Consider the following 16,521-nt stretch of genomic DNA (forward strand, 5'->3'; position numbering starts at 1 on the left):
CAACGCAACGAGAGCCTATCTCTGATACCTCGCTATAGGCTCTGAGCAAAATTGTGTCTTACCGGATACAACGCATGCTCCTTGCGATCTAAATCACAAATTTTGGAGCCACCTTATGTCATCCGACACCACCCTGGAGTCTGCTGGACTCTCGTCCCTGCCGTTCGAAAAAAATACTGAAAAAACAGGCAAGGAAACCCCTGCAAGCTCAGGCATCGATGCACTCGAAGCCAGTCAGATCACCAGCCCCCCGCAATTGAACGATGTGCAACTCGACGATAAATATACGTCGAATAGCGGCACCATCTTCCTGTCCGGCATACAAGCCCTGGTTCGCCTGCCCATGATGCAGCGCCAGCGTGACCTGGCTGCTGGGCTGAATACGGCGGGATTTATTTCCGGCTATCGTGGTTCCCCTCTGGGTGGTCTGGATGAAACATTGTGGAAAACCAAAAAACTGCTGGAGCAAAACCATGTGCAGTTCGTGCCCGGCGTCAATGAAGACCTGGCAGCGACTGCAGTCTGGGGTTCACAAACGGTAGACCTGATAGGTCCGGCCAAATACGATGGCGTGTTTGGCATGTGGTATGGCAAAGGCCCCGGCGTGGACCGTAGTGCTGACGTGTTCAAGCACATGAACCATGCTGGCACCTCCAAACATGGTGGTGTCTTGCTGGTGGCCGGTGATGACCATGGTGCCTATTCATCAACGCTGCCGCATCAGTCTGACCATATTTTCTCTGCCTGCATGATACCCATGCTGTATCCCAGTAATGTGCAGGAATACCTGGACCTGGGCCTGCATGCCTGGGCCATGTCGCGCTTTTCTGGCTGTGCCGTTGGTTTCAAGGCGCTGGCAGACACCGTGGAATCCACTTCATCGGTGGATGCCGATCCTTTCCGTCTGCAAATCACCATCCCACAAGATTTTGTCATGCCCGAAGGTGGTCTGAACACCCGTTTATCTTTGGATACCCTGGGCATACAGGCTCGCAAGCAGGAAGCATTGATGCAGGATTACAAAATCTATGCAGCCCTGGCCTATGCACGCGCCAACAAACTCAATCATGTGACCATAGACAGCCCGACTGCACGTCTGGGCATTGTCGCCTCTGGCAAGTCTTACCTGGATGTGCTGGAAGCGCTGGAAGAACTGGGTATCGATGAAAAGTTCGCTGCCGAGATCGGCATACGCCTGTTCAAGGTATCCATGCCCTGGCCGCTGGAGCCGGACGGCGTGCGTGAATTCGCCCAGGGTCTGGATGAAATATTGGTGGTTGAAGAAAAGCGCCAGATGGTGGAGTACCAGCTCAAGGAACAACTATACAACTGGCGCGACGATGTGCGCCCGCGCGTCATCGGCAAGTTCGATGAAAAAGGCGAATGGGTACACCCACGCGGTGAATGGCTGCTGACCTCGAAAGCCGATTTCTCGGTGGCACAGATTGCGCGCGTGATTTCTTCACGCATCGCCCGCTTCCATACCAGCGACCTCATCAAGGCACGTCTGGCATTTCTGGAAGCCAAGGATGTCGTCCTCAGCAAGCAGGTCAATACACCGGCACGCCCCGCTTACTATTGCTCGGGTTGCCCACACAATACTTCGACCAAGGTGCCGGAAGGCAGCCTGGCGCTGGCAGGCATAGGTTGCCACGTCATGGCAACCGCTATTTACCCTGAATTCAATAAACTGACTACCCACATGGGCGGCGAAGGTGCACCGTGGATAGGTCAGGCCGCATTCTCGACTTTGCCGCATGTGTTCCAGAACCTCGGTGACGGTACTTATTTCCATTCCGGTTATCTGGCGATACGTGCTGCGGTGGCGGCCAAGGTCAATATCACCTACAAGATTCTGTATAACGATGCGGTGGCGATGACGGGCGGACAACCCGTCGATGGCATCATCAGCGTACCGATGATGGCGCAGCAGATGGCCGCAGAAGGCGTCAAGCGCATTGCCCTGGTGACTGAGGACTTGTCCCGCTACACCGACAGATCCAATCTACCCAGCTTCCTGACCCTGCATGACCGCAAGGACATGGATGCAGTACAACGTGAATTGCGCGAGATACCTGGCGCGACCGTTCTTATTTACGATCAGACCTGTGCCGCCGAGAAACGCCGTCGCCGCAAAAAAGGCGAATTCCCTGACCCTGACCAGCGCATGTTCATCAATGAAGCAGTCTGTGAAGGTTGTGGTGACTGCGGTGTGCAATCCAACTGTACGTCCATCATGCCGGTCGAGACAGAATTTGGCCGCAAGCGCAGCATTGATCAGTCGTCGTGCAACAAGGATTATTCTTGCGTCAAGGGTTTCTGTCCCAGCTTTGTCACGGTAGAAGGTGGCAAGCTGGTCAGGTCCAAAACCGGTACGGCAAAGACGGATGATTTCGGTGCCTTGCCTGATCCCGTATTGCCCGTCTGTGAAAGCTCATACAACATCTTGTTGAACGGCATAGGTGGCACGGGTGTCATCACCGTCGGTGCCTTGCTGGGCATGGCCGCACATCTGGAAGGCAAGGGCGCGTCGGTACTCGATATGACAGGCATGTCGCAAAAAAATGGCTCGGTGACTTCGCATATACGCATCGTCAACCAGGCGGGTAAATTGCGTGCACAGCGTATTGCGACCGGTGAAGCTGATCTTATACTGGGCTGCGATATTCTGACTGCCGGTGCCCATGACGCGATTTCCAAAATGCGTGCAGGTCGTACCCGTGCTGTCATCAATACCCATGAACAACCGACCGGCCCGTTTGCCAAAAATCCTGACTGGCAATTCCCGCTGGAATCGGTAGAGCACCTGATTTCTGAATCAGTCGGTGGCAATGTTGATTTCATCAATGCGACCAAACTGGCCACAGCTTTAATGGGGGACTCTATCGCCACTAATTTGTTCATGCTCGGTTTTGCTTATCAAAAGGGTGCAATACCGGTATCTGAAACAGCTTTGTTACGCGCGATAGAACTGAATGGCGTGGCGATCGAGGCCAACAAGAAAGCTTTCCTGTGGGGCCGCCGTGCTGCGGTGGACTTTACCCGCGTGGAAAAAATCGCCATCCCCGGCCAGCCTGTCGTGATCCAGATGCCGCAAAGCCTGGATACGCTCGTCAAACGCCGCATTGCAGTATTGACGGATTACCAGAATGCGGCATACGCCCAGCAATATGCAGATTTACTGGACAAGGTACGCAAGGCAGAATCAACATTAAATGCCGGTAACAAGTTCAGCATGGCAGTTGCCAAATACGCCTTCAAACTCATGGCCTACAAGGATGAGTATGAAGTCGCACGTTTGTACACCAATGGCGATTTCACGGCAAAACTGAAGCAGCAGTTTGAAGGTGACTTCAGCCTGAAATTCAACCTGGCTCCTCCTATCTTCTCGAAGAAAGACGGGCAAGGGCATCTGGTGAAGGCGCAATATGGTTCCTGGGTCTGGCAGGCGTTCAAGCTGTTGGCCAAACTCAAGGGCTTGCGTGGGACGGCACTGGATATTTTTGGTCGCACAGAAGAACGCAAGGCTGAACGCGCCCTCATCGTTGAATACCGTGCACTGATGGAAAAACTGGCTGCCGGATTGAATGCGGATAATCTGGAGCAGGCGATTGCACTGGCCAGTTTGCCCGAGAAAATCCGTGGTTATGGCCATGTCAAAGAAAAGGCCATGCAGGCGTATCATGCAGAAAAAGCAGCTTTGCTGAATCCGCAAAAAACAACAGTCATCCAGGAAGTGACACGCGTGGCGTGATCCTGTTGATGGCATTGTGGCAAGGCCGACATGTTTGTCTGCCTTGCCTGAACGGTAAAACCAGTTTGCAGGCGGATTTTCTGTTGTGGACTTCACAGATATTAAGCACCCAGTATCCATGAGGCTTTCAAGACATTTTGCTGCTACAAGCCGCATGCAGTCGGGGTTTGCCGATTCACATAATCATATTGACGTTTACGTTAACGTCATATAACTTAGCTTAACCCAAACGCAGTGATTGTTGTTAAATAGCAATAGTCATTGTGATAAAACAAGACCGATGAGGAAGACATGACTGACCTGTCCGTTGCCCAGAACCTGACTGAATACAAACCTGCCAACAAAGTGCGCTTTGTGACTGCGGCTTCCCTTTTTGATGGGCACGATGCTTCGATCAACATCATGCGCCGCATCTTGATGGCGAATGGTGCAGAAGTGATCCACCTGGGCCATAACCGTTCGGTAGAAGAAATCGTTACTGCCGCCTTGCAGGAAGATGCCCAGGGTATCGCCATTTCCAGCTATCAGGGCGGCCATGTTGAATACTTCAAATACATGATAGACCTGCTCAGGCAACGTGGCGGTGCGCATATCAAGGTATTTGGTGGCGGCGGTGGTGTCATCGTGCCGGAAGAAATAGCCGATCTGCACGCTTATGGTGTGACCCGTATTTTCAGCCCCGAAGATGGCCAGCGTATGGGCCTGGTGGGCATGATTCTGTCGATGATACAGGCTTGTGACAGTGACCTGTCCGGTTACGCACCGACTGCACTGAATGTATTACAGGATGGCGATATCGCCGACAAACATCGTCCACTTGCACAATTGATTACCGCACTGGAAAACGACAAGGTCGCGCCAGAGTTGCGTACACAGTTGATCGATGCGGCCAAAGACTGCAAGGTGCCTACCCTGGGTATTACCGGGACTGGTGGTGCTGGTAAATCTTCGCTGACAGATGAGCTGATACGCCGCATACGACTGGATCAGGATGATGAATTGAACATCGCCCTGATATCCATCGACCCTTCACGCCGCAAGTCTGGCGGCGCCTTGCTGGGTGACCGCATACGCATGAATGCCATCAACCCGTGGAAGGGCAAGCTCAAGGTTTTCATGCGTTCACTGGCAACCCGTGAAGCCGGTTCTGAAATTTCACAAGCCTTGCCAGATGTGATTGCAGCCTGTAAGGTCGCCGGTTTTGATCTGGTGATTGTCGAAACTTCAGGCATAGGTCAGGGTGATGCGGCGATTGTGCCGCATGTGGATGTATCGATGTATGTCATGACACCAGAATTTGGTGCCGCGTCGCAGCTGGAAAAAATCGATATGCTGGACTTTGCCGATTTTGTCGCCATCAATAAGTTCGATCGCAAAGGTGCACAGGATGCCCTGCGCGATGTCGCCAAACAATATCAGCGCAACCGCGAATTGTGGAGCCAGAAGCCGGATCAGATGCCGGTCTACGGTACCCAGGCATCACGCTTCAATGATGATGGCGTTACGGCCCTGTATCAGGGTATTTTGCCAGCACTGGTGCAGCGTGGCTTGCAGGCCAAGCCTAGCAAATTGACAGCTATTGATGTCAAATTTTCCAGCGGTAAGAACGTCATCGTGCCACCGGCCCGCAGCCGTTACCTGGCCGAGATTGCGGATACCGTACGCGCCTATCACAAGAACACCGGCAAACAGGTTTTGATCGCCCGTGAACGCCAGCAACTGCAAGAAAGCAAGCGCATGCTGTCAGCCGTTGGCAAGTCGGCCGATTTTGATGAACTGATTACCGAGCGCGAAAACCGTCTGGATGGCGAATCCAAAAAGCTCATCAACATGTGGCCAGACATGCAGGCTGCGTATGCAGGCGATGAATATGTCGTCAAGATCCGCGACAAGGAAATCCGCACCCGTCTGGTACAGCAATCCCTGTCTGGCACAAAGATACGCAAGGTGGCTTTGCCACGCTTTGTCGATCATGGCGAAATCCTGCGCTGGCTGATGCTGGAAAATGTGCCCGGTTCTTTCCCTTTTACGGCCGGTGTGTTTGCCTTCAAACGCGAGGGTGAAGACCCTACCCGCATGTTTGCCGGTGAGGGCGATCCTTTCCGTACCAACCGCCGTTTCAAGCTGGTGTCGCAAGGCATGGATGCCAAGCGTTTGTCGACTGCATTTGATTCTGTAACTTTGTACGGTGCAGACCCGGCCATACGCCCTGATATTTACGGCAAGGTCGGCAATTCTGGTGTGTCGGTTGCGACATTGGAAGACATGAAGGTCTTGTATGACGGCTTTGACCTGTGTGACCCAGCCACATCGGTATCCATGACCATCAACGGCCCGGCACCGACCATACTGGCCTTCTTCATGAACACCGCCATCGATCAGCAGATGGATAAATTCCGTGCTGATAACAAGCGTGAACCGACGGCGGATGAATCCGCCAAGATACGCGCCTGGGTATTGCAGAATGTGCGCGGCACCGTACAGGCAGATATCCTGAAAGAAGATCAGGGGCAAAACACCTGCATCTTCTCGACAGAATTCTCGCTGAAGGTCATGGGCGATATCCAGGAATATTTCGTCCATCACCAGGTACGTAATTTCTATTCCGTATCCATTAGCGGTTACCACATTGCCGAAGCAGGCGCGAATCCTATTTCACAACTGGCGTTCACGCTGTCAAATGGTTTCACCTTTGTGGAAGCCTATCTGGCACGTGGCATGCACATTGATGATTTCGCGGCCAACCTGTCCTTTTTCTTTAGCAATGGCATGGACCCTGAATACACGGTACTGGGCCGCGTCGCTCGTCGTATCTGGGCGGTGGCCATGCGTGACAAATATGCGGCAAATGACCGTAGCCAAAAACTCAAATACCATATCCAGACCAGCGGTCGCTCACTACATGCACAAGAGATAGACTTCAACGATATCCGCACCACGCTGCAAGCCCTGATTGCCATCTACGATAACTGCAATAGCCTGCATACCAATGCCTATGATGAAGCCATTACCACGCCGACTGATGAATCAGTGCGCCGTGCGCTGGCGATCCAGCTCATCATCAACCGCGAATGGGGTCTGGCGAAAAATGAAAATCCTATCCAGGGCAGCTTCATCATCGAAGAACTGACTGATCTGGTAGAAGAAGCCGTCATGCAAGAATTCGAACGTATCGCCGAACGTGGTGGTGTACTGGGTGCCATGGAAACCGGCTATCAGCGCGGCAAGATACAGGAAGAATCCATGCACTATGAACACCTGAAACATGATGGCACTCTGCCCATCGTTGGTGTCAATACCTTCCGTAATCCAAAAGCCAATGACACACCGCAGAAGATAGAACTGGCACGTTCGACTGAAGAAGAAAAACAATCGCAGTTGCAACGTCTGGCGGATTTCCATGGCCGTCATGCGGATGTCGCACCGGCAGCGCTGGCGGCTTTGCAACAGGCGGCTATCAATAATGAGAATGTGTTTGCCAGATTGATGGAGGCGGCAAGGGTTTGTTCGTTGGGGCAGATTACTACGGCGCTCTTCGAGGTAGGGGGACAGTACAGACGCAACATGTAATGTGTGTCACGCTGATAAATCCAATTAGCGGGCGCATAGCTGCGTTGCAAATGCTCGCAATACCGACGTATTGCTGTGCAAGGGTTAACATTGGCCTTGCTCTGCATCCCGCTGAATGAATTTCTCAGCGTGTCATGTGTTGTGACGGTAGGGTGCGCCACGCGCACCGATTTTCTTGAACATATCGATTGTATAAAATGGAGAACGGTGCGCGCAGCGAACCCTACTAGATCTGCGTTGTGTCCCGAAAATTGAATTTCTTAACGCGTCATGTGCGGCTGTGGTGGGCGGTGCTGCGCGCGCCATTCGTCCCGGATTTTTCGGGACTTTCTTTTTCTGCGCTAGGCTGAGGGATTATTGCTAGAATGCCATATTGCTGCCATGGCTTAATTTCTTTCGTGTGCGGCCGGAACTGTTAATTTGGAGTTTTACCATGCGTGTCTTATTCATACTGTTAGCTTGCGGCGTCATTTGTGCCTGTGGCAAGGCCAAGGAATCCACGCCGGTGCCGGAAGCGCCGCCACCGATCAAGATTATGGAAGACCAGCGCAAGCAACTGGAAAAAGCCAAACAGGTGGAAGATACCGTGCAAAAAGCGGCTGATGCACAGAGAGATGTCATCGAAGTGCAGACCGGTGGTCAGCCCGCAAAGAAGGCAGATAAATAAGTTTTAACAGACTGACTGCCGAAGTGGCAGGTTTTTCGCCGGCATGCCGGTAGTCAGTTTTTGCCGGGCTTGCCCGGCCTGTATGCTTCTATTCCTCATATTTTCCGCGCTTCCTCCGCATTTCCCCCGCATTTTTACTTGTTGACTGCGTCAGCAAGGGCTGGTCTTGCATGACAAGTATTTCAGAAACTTGAATTTCTGCCCTTGCATTCTTGTTCAATAAATCTCATTATTCCTTTGATATTTTTCAGGCGCACATCCATACGCATATCCGTATGTTCCCAGGTTTTGACGCCCAATTATTATCTGAAGTAAGTACTATTGATCTTGGCCGCCGCAAGCACACGATTTTCCACAGGAGCAGACATCATGCAGAAAATTACCCCTTTCCTTTGGTTTGACCAGCAGGCTGAAGAGGTTGCGCTGTTTTACACTGGCATTTTCAAGGACTCTGAAGTTGTGAGCATTTCCCGTTATGGCGATGGAGCGCCGATGCCCAAGGGGACAGTCATGACAGCCAAGTTTATCCTGGAAGGGCAGGAGTTCGTGGCATTGAATGGCGGCCCGCATTTCACGTTCAATCCTGCCATTTCCTTTGTGGTGAATTGTGATACACAGCAGGAAGTCGATTACTACTGGGAAAAACTGCTGGATGGTGGCACCGAGAGCCGATGTGCCTGGCTGACTGATCGCTTCGGTGTTTCCTGGCAAATCGTACCGCAGGCACTGATCACCTATCTGAACGATCCCGATCCAGTCAAAGCCCAGCGCGTTATGATGGCGATGATGCAGATGGTAAAGATCGATATTGCCGCGCTGGACCGCGCTTATCAGGGGCTTTAAGGGTAGGGCCTGATAGTGGCTAAGACCCGACCATCCCGGCGAATTGGCAAGTACAGGTAAAATGCGTGGGTGACATGCCACTACTTCATATCGGGAGACGCCCATGCAAACCAAAAAACTCTTGCTGACTTTGTTTGAATACAAGGCCTGGGCGAATCAGGAACTGTTCCACCTGATGGGCACTGTCTCTGCCGATACGCATGCGCGTGAATTGCATGACGCGATACGTATCTTGAATCATATCCATGTCGTCGACCAGATATTTGCCGCCAATATGCAGTCGCAGGCGCACGGTTTTACCGCACTGAATACCCCGGACACACCTGCGCTGGATAGCTTGCATCAGCGTGTCGCCAAAACCGATCAGTGGTTTCTGGATTATCTGGACCAACAGCCGGATACCAGCTTTGGCGATGAGATCCATTTCACTTTTGTCGATGGCAAGCCGGGCAGCATGTCGCGTGGCGAAATGCTGTTGCATGTGGCGACCCATGGCAACTATCACCGGGGTGCTGTTGGTCGTATTCTGTTCCAGATTGGCGTGCAGCCACCCAGGGACACGCTGACGGTGCATCTGCACCAAGCTACTAAGCCCGCAACTTGACTCCAATACGTTTGGCCACAGGGGCCGATGCGGCGCAACTGCAAGACATTTACCGCCATTGCATCATCGAAGCATCCTGGCAGGTTCGTCCGGCTGAGGCGATTCCTGATTTTGCCGTCATATCGCGCGATGAAGTAATCTGGGTGGCGGTTGATGCGCAGGATCAGGTATTGGCCTTGCTGGCAGTGCAGCCTGAACATGCTTACATCCATCACCTGTATGTACATCCGCGTGCACAAGGTCAGGGCCTGGGCCGTGCGCTGCTGGTATTTTTGCAGGCACACATGGCCTTTCCCTGGCGTTTGAAATGTGTGCTTGATAATACGGCCGGTATGGCGTTTTACCGCCGCCTGGGCTGGAAAGAACTACAGCAGGGCCATGGTGCCGATGGCGTGTATTGTTTGCTGGAACATGTTGGGCCGCAGCTAGCCGACGGTAACAGTTAGGTGATTTTTGTTGATTTGATAGAAAATTATATGAGACATAGAAAGTTACTCGCCGCCTGGTTTTTAGCTGTGTCTGGCATGGCCAATGCAGATGTTGAGGTCAATATCAAATATCTGCATTCACAGGCATTGGAAGTGAGTTATCAAATACCGTCTGCTTGTTCCAGCCTGGCTTTCAAGAAAAAAGGTAATGATGCAGCAAAAATACGCAGTACCTGGCAGCTTCTGGATGCTTGTGGCAAGGCAGATGGTCAGCATTTGAGTAATCAAGAGGCGCAGCAGGCACAACAAGCGACGTGTACGCAATTACGTTTTCAAGTGCCTGTCAGCGCAGATAAAGTGCGGGGCTATCCGGCTGCTTTTCCGGTAGCCGATGCGATCTATGTCCATACCAGTAATTATGCGGTGGAGTCTGGCTGTGGCAAAGTCAGCTACAGTTTTAGTGCACCCGGTATTGCCATGAATGCCCAGGTGTTTGCAAACCATACCAGGCCGACGGGCTTAAACGGCGAGGACATGTCCGTTCTGTTATTGCCGCAAGTATTGAAAACGGATAGTAATTTCATCGGCTATTTTGACCCGGCACTGGGTGAGGCCAATATCAGAAACATACGCAAGATTGCCGGCGAGTCCATCGTTTTTTTACACCAGGCATTACCAAGGGCAACATTCGACATGCCCATCATTGCCGCATCCAGAGTGCTTGGTCCTGGCGGTGCCAGGCCAGATGGCGATGCTGGTGACGTCTTGCGTCTGGGCTTGTTCAACTGGCCGCTACAGCCAGATGCAGAGACAGAACGCATGATGACATTGTTTGTGTCACATGAATTCAGTCACCGCTTTCAAATGCGTGATGCGACTGACGTCTATGCCGACGCACGCCTGATCCATGAAGGTGGTGCCGAATTCTTGCGCTGGCTGATGGCGGTACGCAAAGGATGGCTGACACATGAACAGGCAGCGGATGAGTTAAATATGGCTCTGGGCGAATGTCTGCTCAATGTACGGCAGTCTAGCTGGGGTAACTTGACTGCCAATCAGATACGTGGCGGACGGCTTGATTATCACTGTGGCCTGGCGGTCTATGTGTTTGGTTTGGCAGCCAGGCAAGGCAAGGCGGGACCATTTGAGCGCTTTGACGGTTTTTATGATCAGCTCAGGCAGGCACAAGGACAGACACAAGGACAGATGCAGGCACCAAGGCCCGACTTTGCCCACGCACTGGAATGTGGTGAAGAGCCTGCCTGCAAAAGTAAGTGGTTATCTCGCATGCTTGGCAAGCAGGAAAGCATGCAAGCGGTATGGGTAGATTTTTTCCAGCAAACCGGCTTTGCCCGCGCTGTCGACGCCAGTCAGCAACAAAAAAACGCCATGCTCAATCAAGTCATGCAGGAGTTGATGAGAGAGGATTGCGGGACCAGCAGTACTTTTCCACAAGCAGACAAACTTGGCGTGGATGAAGTCAAGGGTTGCAAAATACTGCGGGGTGGTATGAACATCATCAAGTCAGAGAATTTGCCTTTATACACTCATCCTGACACCCTGGTCGCCACCATAGCAGCTTGCAGGCAGCGCTCGCAAGTCAGATTGACCATAGAGTCTGGGCAACAACTAGATTTAACTTGCAAGAAAGTCTATCAGCCAGTCGAGCAATTTTATGAGGTTGATATGATGAAACTGTTAAGTAGCCTGAACCGCTGATTGTCTGTATTTTTGTTCCGCCAAATTTGGAGCTTGGGGTTTGTGTGATGCTGACCGATACGCTCGGGTATTGCTGGTTTCACAGAGGTGGTCGGCTATACTGTCTCTTTTTTCGCATCAAGAAAGTCTTCCATGTCCCAATCTCCCGCTTGCCCTGTCTGCTCCATGGAAAACACCTATCCAGATGGCGACAATTATATTTGCGCCGATTGTGGCCATGAATGGTCGATACAGGCAGTAGCCGGTGCAGATGACAGTGATGAACGCATCGTCAAGGATTCCAATGGCAATGTGCTGGCCGACGGCGATGCAGTGGTATTGATCAAGGACCTGAAGGTCAAGGGATCTTCTACTACCCTGAAAATGGGGACCAAGGTCAAGAGCATACGCCTGGTGGGTGGTGACCATGAAGTCGATTGCAAGATGGATGCCGGCAGCTTCATGCTGAAAGCCTGCTATCTGAAAAAAGTTTAACTGGAGTATCGCATGCGCCATATCCTGGTCTATGGTGATTCGCTGTCCTGGGGCCTGATTCCCACTACGCGTAAGCGCCTGTCTTTTGAAGAACGCTGGCCCGGTGTGCTTGAAATCGGTTTGAACAGCGCCGAGCATCATGTGCGTGTGGTGGAAGATTGCCTGAACGGGCGACGTACCGTCTGGGATGATCCGTTCAAGCCCGGCCGTAACGGCACGCTGGGACTGGCTCAGCGCATAGAAAGCCTGACACCGCTGTCACTGGTGGTGGTTATGCTGGGCATGAACGATTTTCAGGTCATGCATCAGAATGACGCCTGGATGTCGTCGCAAGGCTTGGCTGTGATCATCAACACCATACGCCAGGCACCGGTAGAACCGGGCATGCAGATACCACCTATCCTGATCGTCGTACCGCCTTCACCAGGCACACCCAGAGGTGCAATTGCGCCCAAATTTATTGGTTGCGAGCAAAAAAGCCAGGGACTGGCAGATGCCTATAAAGAAGTAGCAGCGGCCAATGCCTGTCATTTTTTCGACGCTGGCAGTGTCGTGACTTGCAGCGAATATGATGGTGTGCACCTCGATGCAGATCAGCATCTGATACTGGGCTGGGAACTGGTTGGTGTGGTCTCTTCGCTGCTAAAGTAATCAAATAATCCAGTAAGACCAAAAATGGGCGCTGACATGGTCAGCGCGCACTATTACGCCACACATGCGTCACACATACCTCACACATCGCGGGATGGTCCGGTAGTGATCCCGTCCCGCATAGCCTCAGATGAAATGAATTTGTCCGTTGCTGATGCCTATCAGTGCAATGGCGGCATTGATGTCGGTTGCGGTGACGGCCGATGCGATTGCAATGCCATTGGTGATCGACGCTTCGGGTGTCAGGTAGTTCAGTCCCCATTCAACCGCAAACTGATTGGCAACCTTGATCTTGTTGTCCAGTAAATCCACTACCCAGCCCCAGGTCGCATCACCCTTGTAGGCGCGGGCACCTGCCAGTACCGCAGTCACCATCGACCCCCGGCTTTGCAAGCCGGTATTGAGTTCATTCAACCAGTATTGCAGGCCAGCGCTATCCGCACCGGCTGTTCTGCCCATCGCGTTTTTATAGATGGTATTGATGAAGTCAGTGTTGCTGAGGTCGGCTCTGTAGCCTGTCTGTGCCGGGAACTGGGCAGCGGCCAGGAAAAATGCATCACCTATCTGCTTGAACGACATGCCGGATTTGTACTGGGTGACCCAGTAATCCAGCCCGTCGGCATCCGGCACGCGGTTGAAATAGGCCACATACAATTCTTCCAGCGACTGCAAGTCTGATGTCTTGATCGTATGGGCATTGTCATACACTGTCGTGTTGACGACATAGTCGGAGAACTGGATTTTTTCCACATTATGCGTGGCCCAGTAGGCATTGCTCTGGTAACCCAGCAAGACTGTACTGCCGGTGATCTGGTTGATGAAATAGGTGCTGCCTTTACTTATTGATCCATTGACTTGCAGGATATCGGTGCCGGCTCCGCCATCGATATAATCATAGCGCGTGGTGTCCGGTGTGCTGAGCGAAATGGTGTTATTGCTGCCATCGAGCTGTACGATGCTGTTACTGCCAGTCAGTATGGTGCTGATGCCGCTGACATTGATGACAGCCTTGTCCAGTGTCGCGTTCTCTACCTGCTGCGTAGTACTCAGGTTTTTGCGGATATAGCCGGTACTGTCTATCGTCGTCAGGCTCATGCTGGCACCGGTTTTGTAGGCACCGGTGGCATAGGCATCAAAATAATTCTTGTCGGTGGTGTTGACGGTTGTGCCGTTGATTTTCCAGGTAAAGCCCAGCAGGCTGCTGTCGGGTACCACCGGCTGGTAAATGCCGGGGATGCTCGTACTCAGTGACAGATAGTCACCAATTGACTGGTAGTATTTCAGCGCGAAGGCTTCTTTTTCGGGGGCGCTGAATGGCTTGTTCAAATGATTCATCTTGGAATCCTGTGTGGCACGCCAGATTCCGGTGTCGCGGTAATAACCGCCTTGATAAGTGCCGACGACACCCAGTTCGCCATCGTTATAGCCTATCCAGTCAGACCAGGGGATACGGCTCAGTGAGTCGGTCACATGCGGGCTGGCCAAAAAGCCGGGGTCGGTCAGCGGATAATTGCTGGCGATGGACGTGTCCACATATTCATCCTGTAAACCAGCATAGCTGTGGCCTATCTCGTGCAAGACAACTTCTGCCGATGAGATATTGCCAGCCGATGCCCAGGCGATAGAGCCGCCAGCCCCGCCATACAAGGCGGTATTGACCAGCACCACGGTCAGTTCATGCGCATCACTGGCGACGGCGCCAGAAACAAAGGTCGTGACCTTGCCAAAATCACCGTACAGCAGTCGGCCATCGCTGCCATGCTGGGTGGCGTCGAAATAGGTATTGACGCTGATATTATTGTTGGGCTGATCGGTACCGGATTGGGCCGAAGCCACAAAAATGGCGCTGGCATTGAACAGGTTTTTGTAGACAGAAAACGGCGCATTCAGGCGAGTATTGGCATCGCCCAGCATATTGTTGAGAAAGTTTTTGGCATCCGCCAGAAACTTGTCTCTCTCAGCAGCCGTGTAGCCTTCGGCCACAAACACAATATCGACGCGACTTTTGCTGGGGCCGGTATTCAATAGTGTGGTGACGTCAGCCATGATGTATGTGCCTTATAGAGTAAAAGAATACCGTTTGCAAAGTTTTTTGCAGCAGCGCGACACCGGTCTGATTGACAGGTTTGATCAATGCTCAGGATGAATTTTTATAGGTATAGCCTTAGTCCTGACTGAATACAATAGCAGGCAATATTTCGTAACATTTCAATCTGGCTTGTCACAGAAATTGCAGGCACAGCCACTGATAGCTACGGCAGGAATGAGCATTATGATACAAGTCTGGCCACAAGAGATGGCGTGTCGTTAATATACATCGCGGCGGTAAAGGTGCTGCTCGGTCAATTCTTCCAGGCGCCCGGCACCAAGGATGATACTCAGGGTGGCATGTACTTCTTCTGCCATGCCTTGCAGGCTACCGCAAACCAGTATGGCGGCACCCTGGTCTACCCAGGACAGGATCTCACTGGCCTGTTCCAGCATGGCATGCTGGACATAACGACGTTCTTCCTGGTCACGCGAAAAGCACAGGTCCAGTCTGGATAACACGCCGGTCTGTTGCCAGGCCTGGATTTCATCGCGATGAAAATAATCATGCGCCTGCTGTCTTTCGCCGAAAAACAGCCAGTTACGTAACTGATGTCTGGCGGCACGCGCCTTGATGTGGGCGCGCAGGCCAGCCAGGCCAGTACCGTTGCCGATCAGGATGAGAGGGATATCCTGCGCCGGTGTATGGAAGTTACGGTTTTCGCGCAGGCGCAGGCCCAGGGTTTGCCCAACTTGCGCATATTCCGTCAGCCAACCCGAGCCTATGCCCAGGCTGCCATCCGGGCGGCGCATCTGGCGCACCAGCAATTCCAGCTTGCCATCTGCGGGGATGGATGAAATTGAATATTCGCGGTGTGGCAGCGGGGTAGTCAGGTCTTCTCCCTGTGTATTTGCTGTATTTGCGGTATTTGCTGAGGTGGCGGGCGGGTGTTGCGGTTCAATTTCTGCAATATCACCGGCAGCCCATTTCAGTTCGCCGTCGGCAGGGCGACAGGCGATGCGATAGGCCGGGCCACCCATGCTGCCGGGGTTCAGTAATTCGCGCTCGGTCAGTATCCAGTCCTGATAGCCGGGTTTGCTCCAGTCTGACATTTCAGTATGGCCGCTGATGACGCCCAGATAATGTTGCCAGTGGCGCAAGGCACCTTCATCGCCATTGTCGACTTCTATCAGGTCGAACAGGCATTGTGCCTGTTGCTGGCGCAGCCAATGCGCGAGACGGTGACCGAAAGCACAGAACTGTTGATAGTGACGGTCACCCAGCGCCAGCACAGAAAAACTCAGATGCGATAAATCCAGCGTCTGGTTCATCAAGCGGCGGGTAAAGGCAGCCGCATTGTCGGGAGCATCGCCTTCGCCGGTAGTACTGACCACAAACAGCATGCGCTGCGCCTTTTGCAACTGGGCTGGCTGTATGGCACCCAGCGCGCAGACGGCGATGTCCATCCCGGCCTTTTGCAGATGCATGGCCGTTTTAATGGCGATCTGTTCGGCATAGCCGGTCTGGCTGGCATAGGTGATCAGGATGCTTTCCTGATCATGACGCTGCAATTCAGCAGGAAAACCTTGCATGGACCGGGACTGACTATCCTTGTGCCTTAGTCCTGTCCAAACGCAAAAACTGAGGTAGCCGACCAATAGCAAGCCCGCAGACAGGTCGCGCTGTACGGCACCGTGCCAGAAAAAACTCAGGATAAACAGTAAGGTAAACGCCAGGCACAGTAGGCCAGTCAGGCGCAGGGAGGGAAGTCGCATCGCAGCT

The 16,521-nt window shown here is 52.6% G+C and carries 11 protein-coding genes; 9 read left to right on the forward strand and 2 right to left on the reverse strand.

Translation table 11 applies throughout. From position 1 onward, the window contains the following. The first annotated feature begins 115 nt into the window (after nt 1–115). The 9 genes from ACO0LK_RS17225 to ACO0LK_RS17265 all read left to right on the forward strand — a co-directional run bounded on the left by ACO0LK_RS17225 (nt 116) and on the right by ACO0LK_RS17265 (nt 12,710). A complete protein-coding gene (locus ACO0LK_RS17225) occupies nt 116–3,754 on the forward strand; it encodes an indolepyruvate ferredoxin oxidoreductase family protein (protein WP_422977134.1) in 3,639 nt (1,212 codons plus the stop codon). Nucleotides 3,755–4,045: 291 nt separating this feature from the next. After that, entirely contained in the window at nt 4,046–7,324 is a 3,279-nt protein-coding gene (icmF, locus tag ACO0LK_RS17230) for a fused isobutyryl-CoA mutase/GTPase IcmF (RefSeq protein WP_422977136.1), read from the forward strand. Between the two features lie 433 nt (nt 7,325–7,757). After that, nucleotides 7,758–7,991: a hypothetical protein gene (locus tag ACO0LK_RS17235; protein WP_422977138.1), complete on the forward strand. Its 234-nt coding sequence runs from the start codon at nt 7,758–7,760 to the stop codon at nt 7,989–7,991. 369 nt (nt 7,992–8,360) lie between these two features. Beyond that, a complete protein-coding gene (locus ACO0LK_RS17240) occupies nt 8,361–8,834 on the forward strand; it encodes a VOC family protein (RefSeq protein ID WP_422977140.1) in 474 nt (157 codons plus the stop codon). A gap of 103 nt (nt 8,835–8,937) precedes the next feature. Then, complete coding sequence (locus tag ACO0LK_RS17245) at nt 8,938–9,438, forward strand: DinB family protein (protein ID WP_422977142.1); 501 nt, start codon at nt 8,938–8,940, stop codon at nt 9,436–9,438. Beyond that, a complete protein-coding gene (locus tag ACO0LK_RS17250) occupies nt 9,435–9,884 on the forward strand; it encodes a GNAT family N-acetyltransferase (RefSeq protein WP_422977144.1) in 450 nt (149 codons plus the stop codon). The genes ACO0LK_RS17245 and ACO0LK_RS17250 overlap by 4 nt, the downstream gene beginning before the upstream one ends. A gap of 30 nt (nt 9,885–9,914) precedes the next feature. Next, nucleotides 9,915–11,585 carry a hypothetical protein gene (locus ACO0LK_RS17255; RefSeq protein ID WP_422977146.1) on the forward strand — a complete coding sequence of 557 codons (1,671 nt, stop codon included), beginning with the start codon at nt 9,915–9,917 and terminating at the stop codon, nt 11,583–11,585. Between the two features lie 132 nt (nt 11,586–11,717). Next, entirely contained in the window at nt 11,718–12,059 is a 342-nt protein-coding gene (locus tag ACO0LK_RS17260; protein WP_422977148.1) for a zinc ribbon domain-containing protein YjdM, read from the forward strand. A 12-nt stretch (nt 12,060–12,071) separates the two neighbouring features. Continuing rightward, the gene (locus ACO0LK_RS17265) at nt 12,072–12,710 is read left to right on the forward strand and encodes an SGNH/GDSL hydrolase family protein (RefSeq protein ID WP_422977150.1); all 639 of its coding nucleotides are present in this window, start codon (nt 12,072–12,074) and stop codon (nt 12,708–12,710) included. A gap of 126 nt (nt 12,711–12,836) precedes the next feature. Here ACO0LK_RS17265 and ACO0LK_RS17270 read toward each other — a convergent pair whose 3' ends face one another. Further along, nucleotides 12,837–14,756: a M64 family metallopeptidase gene (locus ACO0LK_RS17270; protein ID WP_422977152.1), complete on the reverse strand. Its 1,920-nt coding sequence runs from the start codon at nt 14,754–14,756 to the stop codon at nt 12,837–12,839. 261 nt (nt 14,757–15,017) lie between these two features. Beyond that, the gene (locus tag ACO0LK_RS17275) at nt 15,018–16,514 is read right to left on the reverse strand and encodes a sulfite reductase subunit alpha (RefSeq protein WP_422977154.1); all 1,497 of its coding nucleotides are present in this window, start codon (nt 16,512–16,514) and stop codon (nt 15,018–15,020) included. Between the last annotated feature and the right edge of the window lie 7 nt (nt 16,515–16,521).

Source organism: Undibacterium sp. Ji49W (genome assembly GCF_049340205.1).
GTDB lineage: Bacteria > Pseudomonadota > Gammaproteobacteria > Burkholderiales > Burkholderiaceae_D > Undibacterium.